18 protein-coding genes and 5 tRNA genes are annotated in these 20,476 nt (G+C 36.2%); all 23 read right to left on the reverse strand.

The features are described 5' to 3' along the window. Positions 1–6 precede the first annotated feature (6 nt). Positions 7–1,230, reverse strand: coding sequence for an OmpP1/FadL family transporter (locus LUA90_RS03105; RefSeq protein ID WP_231490138.1), 1,224 nt, complete (start codon positions 1,228–1,230; stop codon positions 7–9). Between the two features lie 78 nt (positions 1,231–1,308). Next, a complete protein-coding gene (locus LUA90_RS03110; RefSeq protein WP_231462600.1) occupies positions 1,309–1,620 on the reverse strand; it encodes a DUF3467 domain-containing protein in 312 nt (103 codons plus the stop codon). Between the two features lie 127 nt (positions 1,621–1,747). Beyond that, entirely contained in the window at positions 1,748–6,034 is a 4,287-nt protein-coding gene (rpoC, locus tag LUA90_RS03115) for a DNA-directed RNA polymerase subunit beta' (RefSeq protein WP_231462598.1), read from the reverse strand. A gap of 77 nt (positions 6,035–6,111) precedes the next feature. Beyond that, positions 6,112–9,915: a DNA-directed RNA polymerase subunit beta gene (gene rpoB, locus LUA90_RS03120; RefSeq protein ID WP_231490140.1), complete on the reverse strand. Its 3,804-nt coding sequence runs from the start codon at positions 9,913–9,915 to the stop codon at positions 6,112–6,114. A gap of 156 nt (positions 9,916–10,071) precedes the next feature. Next, entirely contained in the window at positions 10,072–10,449 is a 378-nt protein-coding gene (rplL, locus tag LUA90_RS03125) for a 50S ribosomal protein L7/L12 (protein ID WP_231462588.1), read from the reverse strand. 64 nt (positions 10,450–10,513) lie between these two features. Next, positions 10,514–11,035: a 50S ribosomal protein L10 gene (rplJ, locus tag LUA90_RS03130; protein ID WP_231462586.1), complete on the reverse strand. Its 522-nt coding sequence runs from the start codon at positions 11,033–11,035 to the stop codon at positions 10,514–10,516. Between the two features lie 2 nt (positions 11,036–11,037). Next, entirely contained in the window at positions 11,038–11,736 is a 699-nt protein-coding gene (gene rplA, locus LUA90_RS03135; RefSeq protein ID WP_121951270.1) for a 50S ribosomal protein L1, read from the reverse strand. 19 nt (positions 11,737–11,755) lie between these two features. Continuing rightward, positions 11,756–12,199, reverse strand: coding sequence for a 50S ribosomal protein L11 (gene rplK / locus LUA90_RS03140; protein ID WP_010601094.1), 444 nt, complete (start codon positions 12,197–12,199; stop codon positions 11,756–11,758). A 142-nt stretch (positions 12,200–12,341) separates the two neighbouring features. Further along, on the reverse strand, positions 12,342–12,824 hold the full coding sequence (locus tag LUA90_RS03145; protein ID WP_231490141.1) for a hypothetical protein: 483 nt from the start codon (positions 12,822–12,824) through the stop codon (positions 12,342–12,344). 163 nt (positions 12,825–12,987) lie between these two features. After that, complete coding sequence (locus LUA90_RS03150) at positions 12,988–13,509, reverse strand: hypothetical protein (RefSeq protein WP_231490143.1); 522 nt, start codon at positions 13,507–13,509, stop codon at positions 12,988–12,990. Between the two features lie 60 nt (positions 13,510–13,569). After that, positions 13,570–13,995: a hypothetical protein gene (locus LUA90_RS03155; RefSeq protein WP_231490145.1), complete on the reverse strand. Its 426-nt coding sequence runs from the start codon at positions 13,993–13,995 to the stop codon at positions 13,570–13,572. Positions 13,996–14,246: 251 nt separating this feature from the next. Further along, complete coding sequence (gene nusG, locus LUA90_RS03160; protein ID WP_231462584.1) at positions 14,247–14,786, reverse strand: transcription termination/antitermination protein NusG; 540 nt, start codon at positions 14,784–14,786, stop codon at positions 14,247–14,249. Between the two features lie 9 nt (positions 14,787–14,795). Beyond that, on the reverse strand, positions 14,796–14,993 hold the full coding sequence (gene secE, locus LUA90_RS03165) for a preprotein translocase subunit SecE (protein WP_231462560.1): 198 nt from the start codon (positions 14,991–14,993) through the stop codon (positions 14,796–14,798). Between the two features lie 95 nt (positions 14,994–15,088). Continuing rightward, positions 15,089–15,162: transfer RNA gene (locus LUA90_RS03170), tRNA-Trp, on the reverse strand. Positions 15,163–15,217: 55 nt separating this feature from the next. After that, positions 15,218–16,405, reverse strand: a complete 1,188-nt coding sequence (gene tuf, locus LUA90_RS03175) for an elongation factor Tu (protein WP_231462553.1) — start codon at positions 16,403–16,405, stop codon at positions 15,218–15,220. A 124-nt stretch (positions 16,406–16,529) separates the two neighbouring features. Further along, a tRNA-Thr gene (locus tag LUA90_RS03180) sits at positions 16,530–16,601 on the reverse strand. A gap of 88 nt (positions 16,602–16,689) precedes the next feature. Then, positions 16,690–16,762: transfer RNA gene (locus tag LUA90_RS03185), tRNA-Gly, on the reverse strand. A 76-nt stretch (positions 16,763–16,838) separates the two neighbouring features. Beyond that, a tRNA-Tyr gene (locus LUA90_RS03190) sits at positions 16,839–16,921 on the reverse strand. 80 nt (positions 16,922–17,001) lie between these two features. Beyond that, positions 17,002–17,074: transfer RNA gene (locus LUA90_RS03195), tRNA-Thr, on the reverse strand. 226 nt (positions 17,075–17,300) lie between these two features. Further along, positions 17,301–17,648: a ribosome hibernation-promoting factor, HPF/YfiA family gene (hpf, locus tag LUA90_RS03200; protein WP_231462551.1), complete on the reverse strand. Its 348-nt coding sequence runs from the start codon at positions 17,646–17,648 to the stop codon at positions 17,301–17,303. Between the two features lie 14 nt (positions 17,649–17,662). Beyond that, the gene (locus LUA90_RS03205) at positions 17,663–18,547 is read right to left on the reverse strand and encodes a tyrosine-type recombinase/integrase (protein ID WP_231490146.1); all 885 of its coding nucleotides are present in this window, start codon (positions 18,545–18,547) and stop codon (positions 17,663–17,665) included. Positions 18,548–18,684: 137 nt separating this feature from the next. After that, positions 18,685–18,879, reverse strand: a complete 195-nt coding sequence (gene rpsU / locus LUA90_RS03210) for a 30S ribosomal protein S21 (protein ID WP_231462547.1) — start codon at positions 18,877–18,879, stop codon at positions 18,685–18,687. 145 nt (positions 18,880–19,024) lie between these two features. Beyond that, positions 19,025–20,473: a RagB/SusD family nutrient uptake outer membrane protein gene (locus tag LUA90_RS03215; protein ID WP_231490148.1), complete on the reverse strand. Its 1,449-nt coding sequence runs from the start codon at positions 20,471–20,473 to the stop codon at positions 19,025–19,027. Positions 20,474–20,476: the final 3 nt, after the last annotated feature.

Below are 20,476 nucleotides of genomic sequence, written 5' to 3' on the forward strand. Positions count from 1 at the left end.
TTTCTCCTACCATTTGTATGTTAATGAAATGCCTGGTGCATAAACCAATGTTTTAAAGGTACCATCCAAACCTGTTTCTATATTTTTTTGCTTACGCGATTGAACATCTTCAAAAAAGAATGATGCATTGACTTCAAACTTTGAAGTAAAAGAATAGCCAGCGCCTGCACTCAAAATGTAGCGGTTAGCATCTGGTGCCTCTGGTGTTACAAAACCATCCTGAACGGGAGTAAGTGCATAACCAACACCAGCACGTAACGCTAACTTTTCGCTAGCTTTATGATTTACACCAAGCTTAAAGGAAGAACCATCACGGTAATTACGGGCAGATTTTGTATCTGCCAAAGCAGGTGTATTTACAGCATAATCAAATGCTAACTCCTCATAAACTCTCCACTGCACCCAACTTGCATCAAAAGCTAAAGTTGTACTTTTTGATAATGGAATACCAACACCTAAAGTTGTTGTAGAAGGTAATGGCAATTCTGCTGTAAATTTATTTCCATCAGGGAAAGAAGGTTCTAATGATGCCGGCACATCGAACATTGCATCGCCATCATCCAATTTCGTTATAACTTTTGAGCGGTGAACCACAGCAAATGTGATATTACTTAAGGTGTTGATGTAAATACCTGCATTCCAACCAAAACCTTTACCAGTTCCTTCCAATGTTGCATGACCAGATCTTCCATCAGGAAAATTTACAGGTAAAGCACGTTGTAGGTTCACTTCGCCATGGTTATAAACAAAACCGGCACCTATACCTATCCTGTCTGTAATTTTAACACTTAAAGTTGGCTGTATATATATTGCCTTCAGATTTAAAGAGGTTAGCGCATATTTACCAGACCAATCATTACCCCAATCTACCAGTCCACCAAAAGGTGTATAAACGCCTAAACCTAATTTCCATTTGTTAGATTTAGGGCCCCATACTGCATAGGCTTCAAAAGGTGGAGCAATTTTATTTTTTACATTTTCAGATATATTCGAACCATTTTGTTGGAAAACAGATTTAAATAGCAGAGGATTAACACCTGCCGAAATTGAGTTTTTTTCTAAAAAACTTACGGCACCCGGATTAAAAAAGATTGAAGCTTCATCTAAAGCTAAAGCAGAACCTGCTCCAGCCATGCCAATTTGCTTCTGTCCTTGTAAATTAACTTGAAAACCTTGCCCCAATACCCAAAAAGGAACGGAAAGTAACACGCTCAATAAAAATTTTTTCATAAAATATATGGTTATAGCACAAGTGCGTACTATGCTAACATAGCAACAAATAATTTGTTTAATAATAAACTGAGAAAATTATGCTTGCGCAGTTGGCCCGCCAAAACCCATCGGGAATGGTGGTTCTTCTTGTGTTTTGATACGCCCGTTCGCTGCCTCAAATTTTTGGATATTATCATCCAATGCAGTTAATAAACGCTTAGCGTGTTCTGGAGTTAATATAATTCTTGATTTTACTTTTGCCTTCGGGATTCCTGGCATAACGCGAATAAAATCTAAAACGAATTCGGTATTTGAGTGAGTAATGATTGCTAGATTAGAAAAAATTCCTTCGGCAATTTCTTCTGATAATTCTATATTCAGCTGGTTTTCGTTTTGTTGCTCGTCCATAACTTTATAATAATATTCGGTAAATAATGCATTAAAGGTAAGGTTTAATTACAAGCTATAAAATTATTGCTTAACAAAAAAGGGTTGTTCCTATTCGAAACAACCCTTTCTAAAATAAAATGATATTTTAAGCTTCTACCTCTTCTTGTTTCGAAGCTAATAATTTATCGTACTCTTCTTGAGAACCAACAATGATACGCTCATAACCACGAACACCAGTTCCTGAAGGAATTAAGTGACCAACGATTACGTTTTCTTTTAAGCCTAACATGTTATCGCGTTTACCTGCAATAGCCGCTTCATTTAATACTTTCGTAGTTTCCTGGAACGAAGCCGCAGAAATGAACGATTTAGTACCTAATGACGCACGAGTAATACCTTGTAAGATAGAACTTGCAGTTGCTGGTCTGGCATCTCTAACCGTAATCTGTTTCATATCTTTACGTTTCAACTGAGAATTTTCATCTCTTAATCTACGTAATGATACAATCTGACCTGGTTTGAAGTCAGCCGAATCACCTGCATCTTCAACAACTCTCTTATCGTACATTGCATCGTTTTCTTCTGCAAAATCCCAACGGTCAACAGCGTTATTTTCCAAGAAAATTGTATCACCCGGATCTTCGATGTGAACTTTCTGCATCATCTGGTGAACAATTACCTCGAAGTGCTTATCGTTAATTTTTACACCTTGCAAACGGTAAACCTCTTGAATACCATTTACTAAGTATTCTTGAACCGCTGCCGGGCCTTTAATCGATAAGATATCTGCAGGAGAAATTGAACCATCTGATAAAGGCATACCAGCTTTCACAAAGTCATTATCCTGTACAAGGATGTGCTTAGACAATGGAACAAGGTATTTTTTAACTTCACCATCTTTAGATTCGATTGTAATCTCACGATTACCACGTTTAACACCGCCTAAAGTTACAACACCATCAATTTCAGTAACAACTGCCGGATTAGATGGGTTACGAGCCTCGAATAATTCAGTTACACGAGGTAAACCACCCGTAATATCTCGGGTTTTACCAGTTGCACGTGGAATTTTAGCGATAATCTGACCAGTTTGGATAGCTTCACCTTCATCAACTGAAACGTGAGCACCAACCGGAATGTTATATCCTTTAATAAATTCACCTTTCTTATCAACGATTTGAACTGAAGGGTTTTTAGTTTTATCACGTGTATCGATAATTACTTTTTCACGGTGACCAGTTTGTTCGTCTGATTCTTCACGGAAAGTAACACCTTCGATAATTGCATCGAATTGCGCTTTACCACCAAATTCAGAGATGATAACCGCGTTGTACGGATCCCATGAACAAATTTTATCGCCTTTAGCAACTTTATCGCCTTCTTTAACAAATAGGAATGCACCGTAAGGAATGTTATTGGTTACAATAACTCTACCGCTTCCTGGCTCAACAATTCTAAACTCACCAGAACGACCTAAAACAACCTGTACTTTACCGTCTTCTGTTTGCGTATCAACTGTACGGATGTTTTCGAATTCGATTACACCATCAAACTTAGCAACGATGTTTGATTCTGCAGCAATGTTTGATGCAGTACCACCCACGTGGAAAGTACGAAGTGTTAACTGCGTACCCGGCTCACCGATTGACTGTGCAGCAATTACCCCAACAGCCTCACCTCTTTGAACGCGTTTACCAGAAGCTAAGTTACGTCCGTAACATAATGCACAAACACCACGTTTAGCTTCGCAAGTTAATACCGAACGAATTTCGATACCTTCTAACGGAGATTCTTCGATAGCTTTAGCTACATCTTCGTTAATATCTTCACCCGCACCTACTAACAATGTGTTATCCAAAGGATTATAAACATCATGTAATGAAGTACGACCTAAAATTCTTTCATATAATGGTTCAACGATATCTTCATTATCTTTTAATGCAGTTGTGTACATGCCTCTTAAAGTACCACAATCAACATCATTAACAATCATATCCTGAGCAACATCATGTAAACGACGAGTTAAATAACCAGCATCAGCTGTTTTTAACGCCGTATCTGCCAAACCTTTACGAGCACCGTGAGTAGAGATAAAATACTCTAATACCGATAAACCTTCTTTAAAGTTTGATAAGATTGGGTTTTCAATAATATCGCCACCTGAACCAGATTTTTGAGGTTTCGCCATCAAACCACGCATTCCGCAAAGCTGACGAATCTGCTCTTTAGATCCACGTGCACCCGAATCAAGCATCATGTAAACTGAGTTAAAACCTTGGTTATCGCTAGATAACTGGTTCATAACGAAAGTAGTTAACCTGTTGTTGATACGAGTCCAGATATCGATAATCTGGTTGTAACGTTCGTTGTTTGTAATGAAACCCATGTTATAGTTGTTTCTTACTTCTTCAACTTCGTTAGCGGCCTGCTCTAATAATGTATGTTTCTCTACCGGAATGTTTACGTCTTGTAAGTTGAACGATAAACCTCCCTGGAAAGCCATTCTGAAACCTAATTCTTTAATATCATCAAGGAACTGAGAAGAACGAGCCATACCAGTCATTTTAACTACCTCACCGATAATATCTCTTAACGATTTTTTAGTTAATAACTCATTGATATATCCAACTTCTGCAGGTACCAACTGATTAAATAAAACTCTACCAACAGTAGTTTCCGTTAATTTATTAACGATAGAACCATCATTTTGCTTAACATTAACTCTTACTTTAATGAATGCATGTAAATCTAATTCTTTCTCGTTATAAGCAATGATAACCTCTTCCGGAGAGTAAAAATTCGAATCCTGTCCTTTTACAACTCTAGTTTCATCAGTTCTACGGCCTTTAGTAATATAATAAAGACCCAAAACCATATCCTGAGAAGGTACTGTAATTGGTGTACCATTTGCAGGGTTTAAGATGTTATGTGCTGCCAACATTAATACCTGGGCTTCCAAAATTGCTGCGTTACCTAGTGGTAAGTGAACAGCCATCTGGTCACCGTCAAAATCGGCGTTGAATGCAGTACAAACTAATGGGTGTAATTGGATTGCTTTACCTTCAACCAATTTAGGTTGGAAAGCCTGAATACCTAAACGGTGTAACGTAGGTGCACGGTTTAATAATACCGGGTGTCCTTTCAATACATTTTCTAAGATATCCCAAACTAATGGATCTTTTCTATCAACAATTTTCTTTGCTGATTTTACTGTTTTTACAACACCTCTTTCAATCATCTTACGAATAATGAATGGTTTGTAAAGCTCAGCAGCCATATCTTTAGGCAATCCACACTCGTGTAATTTAAGGCTAGGCCCTACAACAATTACAGAACGAGCAGAATAATCCACACGTTTACCTAATAAATTCTGACGGAAACGACCTTGTTTACCTTTCAGAATATCTGAAAGAGATTTTAGGGCACGGTTACCTTCAGTTTTTACCGCATTAACTTTACGTGAGTTATCAAATAACGAATCTACAGCTTCCTGTAACATACGTTTTTCGTTACGTAAAATTACCTCTGGTGCTTTTATCTCAATTAAACGTTTTAAACGGTTGTTACGGATAATTACACGACGGTATAAATCATTTAAATCTGAAGTAGCGAAACGACCACCTTCTAATGGAACTAAAGGACGTAATTCTGGTGGAATAACCGGAACGATTTTAACAATCATCCACTCCGGGCGATTCTCAATACGTGTATTAGCACCACGGAAAGCTTCAACAACCTGAAGACGTTTTAAAGCCTCATTTTTACGTTGTTGAGAAGTTTCGTTAGCAGCCTGGTGACGTAAATCATAAGATAAAGTATCTAAATCAATACGTTTTAATAAATCTTCTAATGCTTCAGCACCCATTTTGGCGATGAATTTATTAGGATCTTTATCATCAAGATATTGGTTTTCTTTAGGTAATTTATCTAAGATATCTAAATATTCTTCTTCGGTTAAGAAGTCCATATAATTGATACCTTCTTCGGCCATTAAGCCCGATTGAATAACTACGTAACGCTCGTAATAGATAATTAAATCTAATTTTTTAGTAGGTAAACCTAATAAATAACCGATTTTGTTAGGTAAAGAACGGAAATACCAGATGTGCGCAACAGGAACCACCAAAGCGATGTGCCCCATACGCTCTCTACGTACTTTCTTTTCAGTTACCTCAACACCACAACGATCACAAACGATTCCTTTGTAACGAATACGTTTATATTTACCGCAATGGCATTCGTAATCTTTTACCGGACCAAAAATACGCTCGCAAAACAAACCATCACGTTCAGGTTTGTAAGTACGATAGTTAATGGTTTCCGGTTTCAACACCTCACCGCTAGAACGTTCCAAAATAATTTCCGGAGACGATAAGCTAATCGTGATTGATGTGAAATTGCTTTTTAATTTATTATCCTTTTTGTAAGACATATCTCTTTCTTAAGTTTTAAGTTTTAAGTTTTACGTGATAAGTCAACATATAACTTACCACGTATTACCTATAACTTTTAGTCTAACGTAATATCTAAACCTAAACCGCGTAACTCATGTACCAATACGTTAAACGATTCTGGAACACCTGGAGTTGGTAGGTTTTCACCTTTAACAATGGCTTCGTAAGTTTTAGCTCTTCCGATAACATCATCCGATTTAACGGTTAATATTTCCTGAAGAATATTAGCAGCACCAAATGCCTCTAATGCCCAAACCTCCATCTCACCAAAACGCTGACCACCGAATTGAGCTTTACCACCCAATGGTTGTTGTGTAATTAATGAGTATGGTCCGATTGAACGGGCGTGCATCTTATCATCAACCATGTGACCTAATTTCAACATGTAGATAATACCTACAGTTGTAGTCTGATCGAAACGCTCACCTGTTAAACCATTGTATAAGTAAGTTTTTCCTGATGCAGGAACGCCAGCTTTAGCAATCCATTCTTCTACTTCATGATGGGTAGCTCCATCAAAAATCGGAGTAGCGAATTTCACGCCCAATTCTTGACCGGCCCATGCCAAAATAGTTTCATAAATTTGACCAAGGTTCATACGTGAAGGTACACCCAGTGGGTTCAACACAATATCAACCGGAGTACCATCAGCTAAGAAAGGCATATCTTCATCACGTACAATACGTGCAACAATACCTTTGTTACCGTGGCGACCAGCCATTTTATCACCTACTTTTAATTTACGTTTTTTAGCAACATAAACTTTTGCCATTTGTACAATTCCCGATGGAAGCTCATCACCTACACTAATCGCAAATTTATCGCGTTTGTAAGCACCAAGTTCTTCGTTAACACGGATACCGTAGTTGTGAAGCAACATTTTAATTAACTCGTTTTTATCATCATCAGTAGTCCATTTGTTTGGATTGATGTGATTGTAATCAAGTTCTGCTAAAATTTTCTGAGTAAACTTAGCACCTTTAGCAACTAATAATTCTTTGTAGATGTTAAATACACCTTGCGATGTTTTACCATTTACAATTGTGAATAATTTATCGACTAATTCGGCTTTTAATTTCTCAGTAATATTGTTATATCCTTTGTCTAATTTCTCAATTGCCGATTTTTCTTCAGCTTTTGTAGTTTTCTTAGCACGGCTGAATAATTTAGTATCAATTACTACACCTTGGATTGAAGGAGGAGTTTTTAAAGACGCATCTTTAACATCTCCAGCTTTATCACCAAAAATTGCACGTAGTAATTTCTCTTCAGGTGAAGGATCAGATTCACCTTTTGGCGTAATCTTACCAATTAAAATATCACCTTCTTTTACATCAGCACCAATACGGATAATACCATTTTCATCTAAATCTTTAGTAGCTTCTTCAGAAACGTTCGGAATATCTGGAGTTAACTCCTCTTCACCACGTTTTGTATCACGTACTTCTAACTCAAATTCTTCAATATGTAAAGATGTGAAAATGTCATCACGTACAATACGTTCGTTAATAACAATAGCATCCTCAAAGTTGAAACCTTGCCAAGGCATAAATGCCACTTTTAGGTTTCTACCTAATGCTAATTCACCATCCTGAGTTGCATAACCTTCGCAAAGCACTTGTCCTTTAGTAACTTTCTGACCTTTTTTTACAATAGGTTTTAAGTTGATACAAGTATTCTGGTTGGTTTTTTTGAACTTAGTTAAACGGTAAGTTTTGCTATCGCCTTCAAAAGAAACTAAACGATCATCTTCGTTACGTTCGTATTTAATAGTGATTTCGTTAGCGTCTACATATTCTACAACACCATTACCTTCAGCATTAATAAGTGTTCTTGAATCGCGAGCAACGCGACCTTCTAAACCAGTACCAACAATTGGCGCTTCAGGACGTAACAAAGGCACGGCCTGACGTTGCATGTTTGAACCCATCAAAGCCCTGTTCGCATCATCATGTTCTAAGAACGGAATTAACGAAGCAGCGATCGAAGTAATCTGGTTAGGTGCAACATCCATTAAGTCTAATTTCTCAGGCTCAATAATCGGGAAGTCACCCTCATAACGTGCTTTAACGCGTGGCGTTATGAAATTACCTTTATCATCATATTCTGCATTAGCCTGAGCGATAGTTTTACCATCCTCATCTTCTGCTGATAAATAGATAACGTCTGAATCTACTACAACTTTACCATCTTCAACACGTTTGTATGGTGTTTCAATGAAACCTAAATTATTGATTTTTGCATGCACACAAAGTGATGAAATTAAACCAATGTTTGGTCCCTCTGGTGTTTCAATTGTACATAAACGACCGTAGTGAGTGTAGTGAACGTCACGTACCTCGAAACCAGCACGCTCACGTGATAAACCACCTGGGCCTAATGCTGATAAACGGCGTTTGTGTGTAATCTCTGCTAATGGATTGGTTTGATCCATAAACTGAGATAACTGATTTGTACCAAAGAAAGAGTTAATTACTGATGATAACGTACGGGCGTTAATCAAATCAGTTGGTGTAAACACCTCGTTATCGCGAATGTTCATACGCTCACGGATTGTTCTAGCCATACGGGCTAAACCAACACCAAATTGTGCGTACAATTGCTCACCTACCGTACGTACACGACGGTTTGATAAGTGGTCAATATCATCTACCTCTTCTTTAGAGTTAATTAATTTAATTAAGTATTTAACAATTGCAATAATATCAGCTTTTGTTAAAACTTTTACATCATCCGGAGTATCCATTTTCAATTTACGGTTGATGCGGTAACGACCAACATCTCCTAAATCGTAACGTTTATCTGAGAAGAATAAACGATCAATGATACCACGAGCAGTTTCCTCATCAGGTGGTTCTGCGTTACGCAAAGCACGATAGATGTTTTCAACAGCCTCTTTTTCTGAGTTTGATGTATCTTTTTGTAATGTATTATAAATAATGGTGTAATCGGCCTGGCTGGCACCATCTTCTTTAGAAAGAATGATAGTTTTAACACCAGCTTCGATAACCATATCAATGTGTTCGTCTTCTAAAACGGTTTCTCTTTCAAGAATCACTTCATTACGGTCGATAGAAACTACCTCACCTGTATCTTCATCTACAAAATCTTCAACCCATTTCTTTAAAACTCTTGCTGCAAGTTTACGGCCGATGTATTTCTTTAAACCTGATTTACTAACTTTTACTTCGTCAGCAAGATCAAATAATTCAAGAATGTCTTTATCAGAATCGTAACCAATTGCACGTAATAAAGTGGTAACCGGGAATTTTTTCTTACGATCGATATAAGCATACATTACGTTATTAACGTCTGTAGCAAACTCGATCCATGAACCTTTGAAAGGAATAACACGAGCAGAATACAATTTGGTTCCGTTAGTGTGACGGCTTTGGCCGAAGAACACACCAGGAGAACGGTGCAATTGCGAAACGATAACACGTTCTGCACCATTAATAACAAATGTACCTTTTGGTGTCATATACGGGATTGTACCTAAATACACATCCTGAATAATGGTTTCAAAATCTTCATGTTCAACATCGTTACAAGAAAGCTTTAGCTTTGCTTTTAATGGAACATTGTAGGTTAAACCACGCTCGATACACTCATGAATATCATAACGCGGCGGATCAACAAAATAATCAAGAAACTCTAATACGAAGATATTTCTTGAATCTGTGATTGGAAAGTTTTCAGCAAATACCTTAAACAAACCTTCGCTCGAGCGATCGTCTGACGTTGTATCTATCTGGAAAAATTCTCTGAATGATTGCAATTGCACATCCAGAAAATCCGGATAGTCTATAATGTGCTTACTAGTTGCAAAATTTACTCTTTGTTCGACTGTCTTTGCCAATGGACTAAAAGATTTTAGTTTAAGAATAAACTATTTGTTTGGTTTTGGTTCAAGCATTCTCATCAACCAAGCAAAATGAGATGATTATAAACAGGTAAAGACACCGACATTTTCAGTCGGTGTCTGATACATTTTTAGCTTAGCTAAATTAAGTGATTACTTAATTTCAACTACTGCTCCAGCCTCTTCTAATTGTTTTTTAAGAGCTTCTGCTTCGTCTTTAGCAACACCAGCTTTTAATTCTTTTGGTGCACCATCAACTAAGTCTTTAGCTTCTTTCAAACCTAAACCAGTTAAGTCTTTAACAAGTTTTACAACTGCTAATTTCTGACCACCAGCTTCTTTTAAGATAACATCAAAAGATGTTTTTTCTGCAGCAGCAGCAGGTGCATCACCACCAGCAGCAGGACCAGCAACTACAGCAGCAGCTGCAGGCTCAATACCATACTCGTCTTTTAAGATTTGAGCTAATTCGTTAACTTCTTTAACTGTTAAGTTTACTAATTGCTCAGCAAACGATTTTAAATCTGCCATTTTATTAAGATTTTAAAAATTTACGTAAAATAATTTTATTTAATTTGCGAACTTAAGGTGTTCGTTAACCTTCTCTTTCTTGAAGAGTTTTAACAATTCCTGCAATTTTGCCTCCACTTGATTTAAGCGCAGATACAACATTTTTAGCTGGTGATTGTAATAATCCAATGATGTCGCCAATAAGCTCTTCTCTTGATTTTAAGCTTACTAAGTTATTCAATTGGTCATCGCCAACGTATACTGATGAATCTATATATGCCGCTTTAAGTACTGGTTTATCAGAAGTTTTTCTCAAAGTTTTAATCAACTTAGCCGGAGCGTTTGCTGTTTTTGAGAATAATAATGATGATGAACCTTTAAGGGCTTCGTATATCTCAGAAGCATCGCCATCTAAACCTTCAATCGCTTTGCGAATTAAAGAGTTTTTAGCAACCTTCATAACGATATCACCTTCAAAACATTTGCGGCGGATATTATTGATCTGCTCAACAGAAAGGCTAGAAGTATCAGCAATATAGAAATTGCCAAACTCTTGCATTTGTCCTTGTAGTTCTAAAACTACTTCGTTTTTTTCTTCTCTGTTCATGATTAAATCCCCGCTACTGATTTAGTTTCAATTGCAATCCCAGGACTCATTGTAGAAGACACGTGAATGCTTTTAAAATAAGTTCCTTTTGCAGCAGATGGTTTTAATTTAGAAATAACAGAGATAATCTCCATTGCGTTTTCATAAATTTTATCTGCTGGGAATGATACTTTTCCTATTGAGGCGTGTATGATACCCGTTTTGTCTACTTTAAAATCAATCTTACCTGCTTTAACCTCAGTTACAGCTTTACCAACTTCGTTAGTTACTGTACCTGATTTTGGGTTTGGCATTAAGTTACGCGGCCCTAAAACACGGCCTAACTTACCTACCTTAGCCATACAAGCTGGTGTAGTGATAATAATGTCTACATCGGTCCAACCACCTTCAATTTTAGCAACATACTCGTCTAAACCTACGAAGTCTGCGCCAGCTGCTTTTGCTTCTTCTTCCTTATCAGGAGTTACTAAAGCTAAAACACGTACAGTTTTACCTGTTCCGTGCGGTAAAGTAGCAATACCACGCACCATTTGATTGGCTTTACGCGGATCTACACCTAATGAAACATCAATATCTACTGATGCATCAAATTTAGTTGTAGTGATTTCTTTTACCAAAGCAGCAGCATCCTTCAAAGTATAAGCTTTGCCAGCTTCTATTTTAGCATGTGCCTTTTTTTGATTTTTAGTTAATTTCGCCACTGTTGTAAACTTTTTTTAATTAATTGTTCCAGGGTGCGTCACCAGAAACGGTGATTCCCATACTGCGTGCTGTTCCAGCAACCATACTCATTGCAGATTCGATTGTAAATGCATTTAAATCAGGCATTTTATCCTCAGCAATAACTTTAATTTGGTCCCAGGTCACCGACCCAACTTTTTTACGGTTAGGCTCAGCAGAACCACTCTGTAATTTAGTAGCATCTTTTAACTGGATAGCTACCGGAGGGGTTTTGATGATGAAATCGAATGACTTATCAGCATAAACAGTAATTACAACTGGCAATACTTTACCTGCTTTATCTTGGGTACGAGCGTTGTACTGTTTGCAAAATTCCATAATGTTAACACCTTTAGCACCTAATGCAGGTCCTACTGGTGGCGATGGATTTGCCGCTCCGCCTTTGATCTGTAATTTGATCATTGCACTGACTTCTTTTGCCATTTTGTGTTTTTTGTTTATTTAAAACTCAATGTTAAATATTGGAAGCATGTAACATTTAATTCCTCATAGCTCCTATAAAACTTAAAGGACTGCAAAGATATGAATAATCTTGCAGTCCTACAATATATTAGAAAAAATATATTTACCAATTTATAGTTTCAAATAATTTCGCAGTTCCGAATCTCGGCGAATCATCATGTAGCTTAACCGTTAATCTTTTATCAGTAACCATTACTGGTAATGTTCTAATCCTTTCGGTTAAAGTGAATTCATCATTATTTGCATCTGTTACAAAAGTTATTGCCACATAAGATGCTCTACTTAAGTTATAATTAGTCCCAACGCCTACATTTATATATCTTGCATTATTCAAACTATCAGCAAGACTTGGCATTATCCATCTCATACCCTGAAAATATACTTGATATATTGCAGCGTCCTCCTTGGAAAACTCTTGTTCAACAAAATTCTCAAAATTGCTACTTCCATCCCATTCCACCGGTAAAAATAATACCTCTTGTGGCAATGGACCAAAACTTGTGTTCCAAATAATTATACCTTCATAGCGATGAAGAACAATATTATGCTCTTTAGCATAATTTAGATAATTTGTTAAACCTATCATAATAAATAATATATATGAACCTAGCATGGATTATACGCTTTGCTAGGCGGTGTCTGATAAGGATTAATTGAACCTGTTCTTCCAACTCTTCCTCTATTAGATGTCAATTTCTTCATATGAATATTTGCTCTAGCCACCCAATAATCTGCTAATTGTCCACTAGTTAGGTATGGATTTCCTTATATTTTTTTCTCATATCTTCTTCTGCCATATTTAGCGCATCTGCCGATATTGCCTTCGCTTGGTTCTTTGTATATACTATTCCTCCATTAACAGCATTATAAGGTAAACCAAATGATAAAGAATTAATATTTACACTTTTTGAATTTGATATCGTACCAGACATATAGTCATAAATCCCTAGATTACAATAAATATTTGTTAATTCCCCCTCTTGCCATAATCCATTTGATGTAACACTAGAAAATTCAAAATTGTCTGGACAAGTATACATATAATCGGACTCTGAAGGTTCAGAATCTGGAACACTGTTATCATTGCTTTGAGAATTATTTGAACTACTACTACTGTTACTACCAATACCACCATCATCGCAACTAGAATATAAATAAAAATAATCAACAAGAGCACCAATAGCGTCTCGATATACTAAAAAATGATCATAACAAACCTTTTCCTTTGTTGTTCTATTCCTATCAAACATTAAATTTTGAGGACTATTCATCAATAAAGATCGTTCCCTTTGAACTAGCGGAACATCCAAACTCAGATTCCATTTAAATTTTCAACCAACAAATGCGGAACCTTCTTCATACCTATGATAGATATCAAAAGAGAGCAGATTAACCTTTAGATCAATAGGATAAATAGAGTTATTCTTATGAACAAGATAATTAGTTATAACATCATTATGATTCATCTTATTAATGTTTTCATAATTAATAAGTTCTACAACATTGCCTTTAGTTTTTTCATTAGAAATATCAATAATCAAAAAAGACTTGACAGACGTGCTAGCTTCTGAAACAGAAATGTTAGACGGTAAAATTATGAAATTCTTATTATCTAGATGTGTTACAACTGCCCTATCCCAATTTGGAGTATAAAATGTTCGAGATTGAGCATTGAACCATAATTCCGCATTACGAATCAACTCTGAATCATCAGGTTTAATCAATTCTCTTTTACAAGAATAAATAATAGTTGTCATTGTAAATAATAGGGTTAAAGCAAGAACATACTACTTCAATAATGAATAATTTTTCCTCATTTTGTTAATTTAGATTTAGAAATTAATTAATTATTTGAGAGATGAGTTAAACGAATATAAAAATTACAAATTAATAATACAAGAATGTATGTATTAAAAGAAAGTAATTCAAATAAAAAAAGCTTTCCCTTTTGAGGAAAGCTTTTAAATATTTTAAAATCGTAATTCGTAAATCTAAAATTGTAATTCGATTACTCTTTTTCTACTTGCATATAGTTAAGTTCGAGTGGTGTTTTACGACCAAAAATCTTAACCATAACTTTTAATTTTTTCTTCTCTTCGTTAACTTCTTCAATAACTCCAGAGAAACCATTAAACGGTCCATCCATAACTTTGATGTTTTCGCCAACGTAATAAGGAACATTCATGGTTTCGCCTTGCTCACTCATTTCATCAACCACACCTAAAATACGATTAACTTCTGCCTGGCGCATTGGAATTGGATTGCCTGCTTTATCGCCTAAGAAACCAATAACACTGTTAATTCCTTTGATGATGTGCTCTAGCTCTCCATCTAAAGTTGCTTCTATTAAAACATAACCAGGATAAAAATTACGCTCTTTAGCAATTTTTTTACCATCTTTCATTTGGTAATATTTTTCCATTGGTATTAATACCTGTGGAACCAAATGAGAGAAACCTAAACGGCTAATCTCAGCATCAATATACTGTTTTACCTTTTTCTCTTTACCGCTTACTGCTCTTACAACATACCACTTTAATTCGCTCATTATAGTATATTAATTAGAAAGTGATTTGTAAAAAGTATCTAACACAAAAACAGAACCTTTATCCATTGCAAAAATTATTAATGCAATAATTAAAGAGGCTACCAAAACAAGAACTGCAGAGTTTTGAAGTTCTCCCCAAGTAGGCCAAGTTACCTTTTGGGTCATTTCATCGTACGATTCCTTTACAAATTGAACTACTTTAGCCATATTTCTTTTTAATGATTAAATGATTGAGTTAGTGAGTGATTGAGTTTTAAAAACATCCAATCATTAAAACAGTCACTAATTCAATCATTATATTTTGGCACGGGAACAAGGATTCGAACCCTGATCAAAGGTTTTGGAGACCTCTATTCTACCGTTGAACTATTCCCGTGTGTATAAAAAAGAGCTAGCCGAAACTAGCTCTTTTTATATTATTGTAGCTTAAATTAAGCTAAGATTTCAGTTACCTGACCAGCACCTACTGTTCTACCACCTTCACGGATAGCGAAACGTAGACCTTTTTCCATTGCAATCGCGTTAATTAATTTAACTGTGATTGTAACGTTATCACCTGGCATAACCATTTCAGTACCTTCAGCTAATGAAATTTCACCAGTTACGTCTGTAGTACGGAAATAGAATTGAGGACGATATTTGTTGAAGAATGGAGTGTGACGACCACCTTCTGCTTTTGATAATACATAGATCTCAGCTTTGAAATCTGTGTGAGGAGTTACTGAACCTGGTTTACAGATTACCATACCACGACGGATATCAGTTTTCTCAATACCACGCAATAATAAACCTACGTTATCACCAGCTTCACCGTAATCTAAAATTTTACGGAACATCTCAACACCAGTTACTGTAGATTTTAAGTTCTCAGCACCCATACCTAAGATTTCAACTGGATCACCTGAGTTGATTACACCACGCTCAATACGACCAGTAGCAACAGTACCACGACCAGTGATTGAGAATACATCTTCAACAGGCATTAAGAAAGGAAGTTCAGTTAAACGTGGAGGGATTGGAATGTAGTTATCTACAGCTTCCATTAATTCCATGATTTTACCAACCCATTTAGCATCACCGTTTAATCCGCCTAAAGCAGAACCTTGGATTACTGGAATATCATCACCTGGGAATTCATAGAATGATAATAATTCACGAACTTCCATTTCAACTAATTCTAATAATTCCGGATCATCAACCATATCCACTTTGTTCATGAATACAACTAATGAAGGAACACCTACCTGACGAGCTAATAAGATGTGCTCGCGAGTTTGTGGCATTGGACCATCAGTAGCAGCAACAACGATAATTGCACCGTCCATTTGAGCAGCACCAGTTACCATGTTCTTTACGTAATCCGCGTGACCTGGACAGTCAACGTGTGCGTAGTGACGGTTAGCTGTTGAATACTCAACGTGAGCAGTATTGATTGTAATACCTCTTTCTTTTTCCTCTGGAGCAGAGTCAATAGATTCGAATGAACGTGCCTCAGATAAACCTGCATCAGCTAAACATTTTGTAATAGCTGCTGTTAAAGTTGTTTTACCGTGATCGACGTGACCGATTGTACCGATGTTTAAGTGCGGTTTACTGCGGTCAAATTTTTCTTTTGCCATTTTATTTATAACTAATTAGTAGGTTAACTTTTTATTAATTTTATTTATTGTTTTTGCAATGCAACACAAAAAACCTTGTCTCTTCTGTTTATTTAACAGATTTAACAAAGCTAATTTATTTTAGAGCCAAAGATGGGACTTGAACCCACGACCTCTTCCTTACCAAGGAAGTGCTCTACCGCTGAGCTACTTCGGCTTATTACCTTTAGCTCATAGTTCATTCGTCCATTTGTTCATTAGGCTACTAGTGAACCATTGAACCAATTTTCCAATGAACTGCTAGGAGCGGAAGACGAGGTTCGAACTCGCGACCTATAGCTTGGAAGGCTATCGCTCTACCAACTGAGCTACTTCCGCTTTCGATTTCGGATGGATGATTTACGAGTTACGATTTGTATCGTTAATCTAAAATCTTTAAATCTAAAATCTATTGTGGGGAGAGAAGGATTCGAACCTTCGAAATCTTGCGATAACAGAGTTACAGTCTGTCCCATTTGGCCGCTCTGGAATCTCCCCATCTTTTATTTACGATTTTGGATTTACGACATACAATTTTTCAATCGTGAATCTAAAATCTTCAATCTAAAATAAAAAAGAGCCTCCTATCGGAATCGAACCAATGACCTACTGATTACAAGTCAGTTGCTCTACCAGCTGAGCTAAGGAGGCTTTTAATTTTGTGCAATGATACGAAAAATCTTCATTTTTCATATACCTAGCGTATTTTTTTAAATTTTAACTTTTTAAAGAACTAATCATTTCTTTTCGGGCAACCCCTCTCCGAAATGGAATGCAAATATACACACTTATATTTCAGTTCAAAATTAATTTTAAAAAAAAATAGCGGGTTTAAACACCCGCTATTCCATATTGTATTTTTAACAAAAATAGATGCTTAATAATCAGATATTTCGCCTTCGATTAAAACATTTTTAAGCTCACTATTTTTTTTCCTGGTTTTCTCTTTATGTTTAGTTATTTGCTTTCTTAACGATTCAATTGCTAAATCTGTAGCTTCTTCAAATGATTTACATTGTTCTTTAGCAAACAATGTTCCACCTGGCACAATCAGTTTTATCTCACTTATTTTATTGGCCTCATCTTCTACATTCTCTAATTTTAAATACACTTCACCACTAATTATCTGATCAAAAAACTGATCGAGCTTATTTGCCTTCTTCTGTATAAAATCTAACAACTTACTGTCTGCATTGAAATGGATTGATTGAACTCCGATTTTCATTTTTCCTCCTTTTTTTACGCCTTTGGATGGGCTTGTTTATAAATTGTTTTTAATCTTTCGATTGAATTGTGTGTGTAAACCTGTGTGGCAGCCAAACTTGCATGACCCAAAAGCTCTTTAATCGCATTTAAATCTGCACCGGCATTTAGTAAACTTGTTGCATAACTATGCCTTAGCACATGCGGGCTCCTTTTATCGCTTGTTGATACCAGTTTTAAATAAGAACTAACAATACGGTATATTAACTTAGGATAAGCTTTACTACCTGTATTGGTAACGATTAAGTTAAACAAATTGTTATTAAATTTTTGCAACTTTTTTAACTGCAAATAGCTATTTAACTGATTTATAAGCTGTTTATTTATTGGTATAATTCGCTCTTTATTTCTTTTTCCCAATACCTTTATAGTTCCGCCGAAAAAATCTATATCCGTTTCTTTGAGTTGTATAAGTTCTGATAAACGTATGCCGGCACCGAAAAGCATTTCGATAACCAAATGATCTCTTGTTGAACCAAAACTATCATTAAATACACCATCGGTATCCAGGAGATGATTAATTTTTTCGGTTTCGATAAATGCGGGTAAACGCTTTGGAATTTTTGGTGCTTTTATAATCTGCATCGGATTATTTGAAATCTTTTCTTCGCGAAGCAAAAATTTATAAAAACTGCGTAACGTAGATATTTTTCTGTTGATGGTGCTTTCTGAAGAATTATCTTCTATTAAAAAAACCATGTAACTACGAATGTGTGTGGCTTTAGCCTCTGTAAGCAGAATCTCGTAGGTGGCTTTAATATACTTTTCAAAGCCTAACAAATCTGTTTTATAAGAAGTTACGGTATGTTGCGAATAACGTTTTTCGTGTTGTAGATATGTTAGAAAACTATTCAGCAACATATAAGAGATCATTTTTTGTGGAATGATTGAAGTTACTAATTGTTTTAATATTAAGAAATTATTAAGGATTTTTTTACAAAAAAAAATGCCTTCAGAAAATATTCTGAAGGCATAATTTATAATTTATCGTTTAACAACTAGATAGTTGTATCTTGATTCATGTTTTGAATATAAACAGCATGTTTAATTTCAGTACGACGAGCTACAGATTTTTTCTCGTATGCCTGACGGCTACGTAGTTCTCTTAAAACTCCAGTTTTTTCGAATTTCTTCTTGAAACGTTTTAGGGCTTTATCTAATGATTCGCCGTCTTTAATGTTGATAATGATCATAACGCTGAAATACCTCCTCTCATTTGGGATTGCAAACATAAGGATTTTATCTGAAAATTGAAAACTTTTTTAGTGAGCACTAAAAACAAAAAAGCAGTTTAAGATTTTTGCCTTAAACTGCTTTAATAATTTGATTAAAAACCTTTTAATTATCTGTCATTAATCTGTTGTACAATAATTCGGTTTGTGAAATAGGGAATATGTACCTTCTATCGCTTGATGGCACCGATGAAACAGTTCCTTTACCTGGCAAATCCAACCCTAACCTTAATAAATCGGGGCTTCTTAAGCCTTCGCCCAGAAATTCGATGTTACGCTCTTTTAAAAAAGCATCGTACAAAGCTTGCGGCGTAGCAAAATTTGCTGCTGTAAAAGTTGTTGTTGCATCAGACCTTTGTCTAACAGCATTTAATAAACTTATTGCTCTCGCATCAACACTATTTGTACTGCGTGCTAAAGCTTCGCCCAAGCTTAACAGTACTTCCGCATAGCGGATAACAGGTACATAATCGCTATATGGTGAGCTTGTAAATTTACTCATTAATTGACTTGGCACGTTTGCTACAGTTGCAGAGGTTACCAATGCCCTTCTCGCATCTATCGATTTCCAACCTGCATCAGCTACAATTCCAGCATCATTTAATTTATATTCTCTAACAGAAAAGAAATAAGAACCTAGAGCGGTTTGGCCACCTACGATATCGGCGCCAACTACCATTGGCGATGATAATATTGATTCTGTTGTAGTATAAGGCGTTTTATACACGTTTGCCACATTTGCCTGCAAGGCATTAGCTACTCCGGTGGTTGCAGTAAAAGGTGCGGTAGCACTTACAATTTTGTTTGCCTCGGTAATTACATCAGCATAACGCTGCATGCTTAAGTACACTCGGGTTTTAAATGCAATTGCTGTATTTCTATGTCCGCGAACAGTATTATCATAAGCTGTGGTATAAGTTAATGGTAACCCGCTTTCGGCTTCATTTAAATCTGTAATAATCTGCGTATAAACTTGTGCTACGGTACTTCTTGCCAAATCGAAATCGCCTGCTCCGGAGTTCCCTTTTAAGCGAAGCGGAACACCAGGCTTACTTCCATTGCCATCCCAATACGGGCGGGCATATAATTGCAATAAGCTATAATAGGCAATTGCTCTAACCATTTTAGCTTCGGCTATATAGTTTGCCGCAAGCGTTGCACCTACGGTTGCAGAACCGCCAGCAGCCATTCCATCTAAAAATAAATTACAACGGTTAATTACAGAATATGCAGCGCCCCATAAGCCGGTAACTTCTTGGGCATTGTTAGAAGTTGTAAAATTCCAAACCTGGTAGGCGGTAACAGCGTTTGTTGTAAGGTTGATGTAATTATCTGCCCTTACCTCGTTATAAACGATGTAACGACCGCCATAAAAATCACCAGCTTTTAATCCAGAATATATGCCCAAAACCTGAGCTTTAATACGATCTGGAGTGCTAAAAGAAGAAGTAAAATCAACAGCATTTAACGATACCGGATTTAAAGCCCCCTCCTTTCTGCAAGAGGTTGCCATAACAGCAGCCAATGCAAGTGTATATATAATTGATTTTTTCATGTT

Origin of the sequence: Pedobacter sp. Leaf170 (assembly GCF_920984665.1) — a bacterium.
GTDB lineage: Bacteria > Bacteroidota > Bacteroidia > Sphingobacteriales > Sphingobacteriaceae > Pedobacter.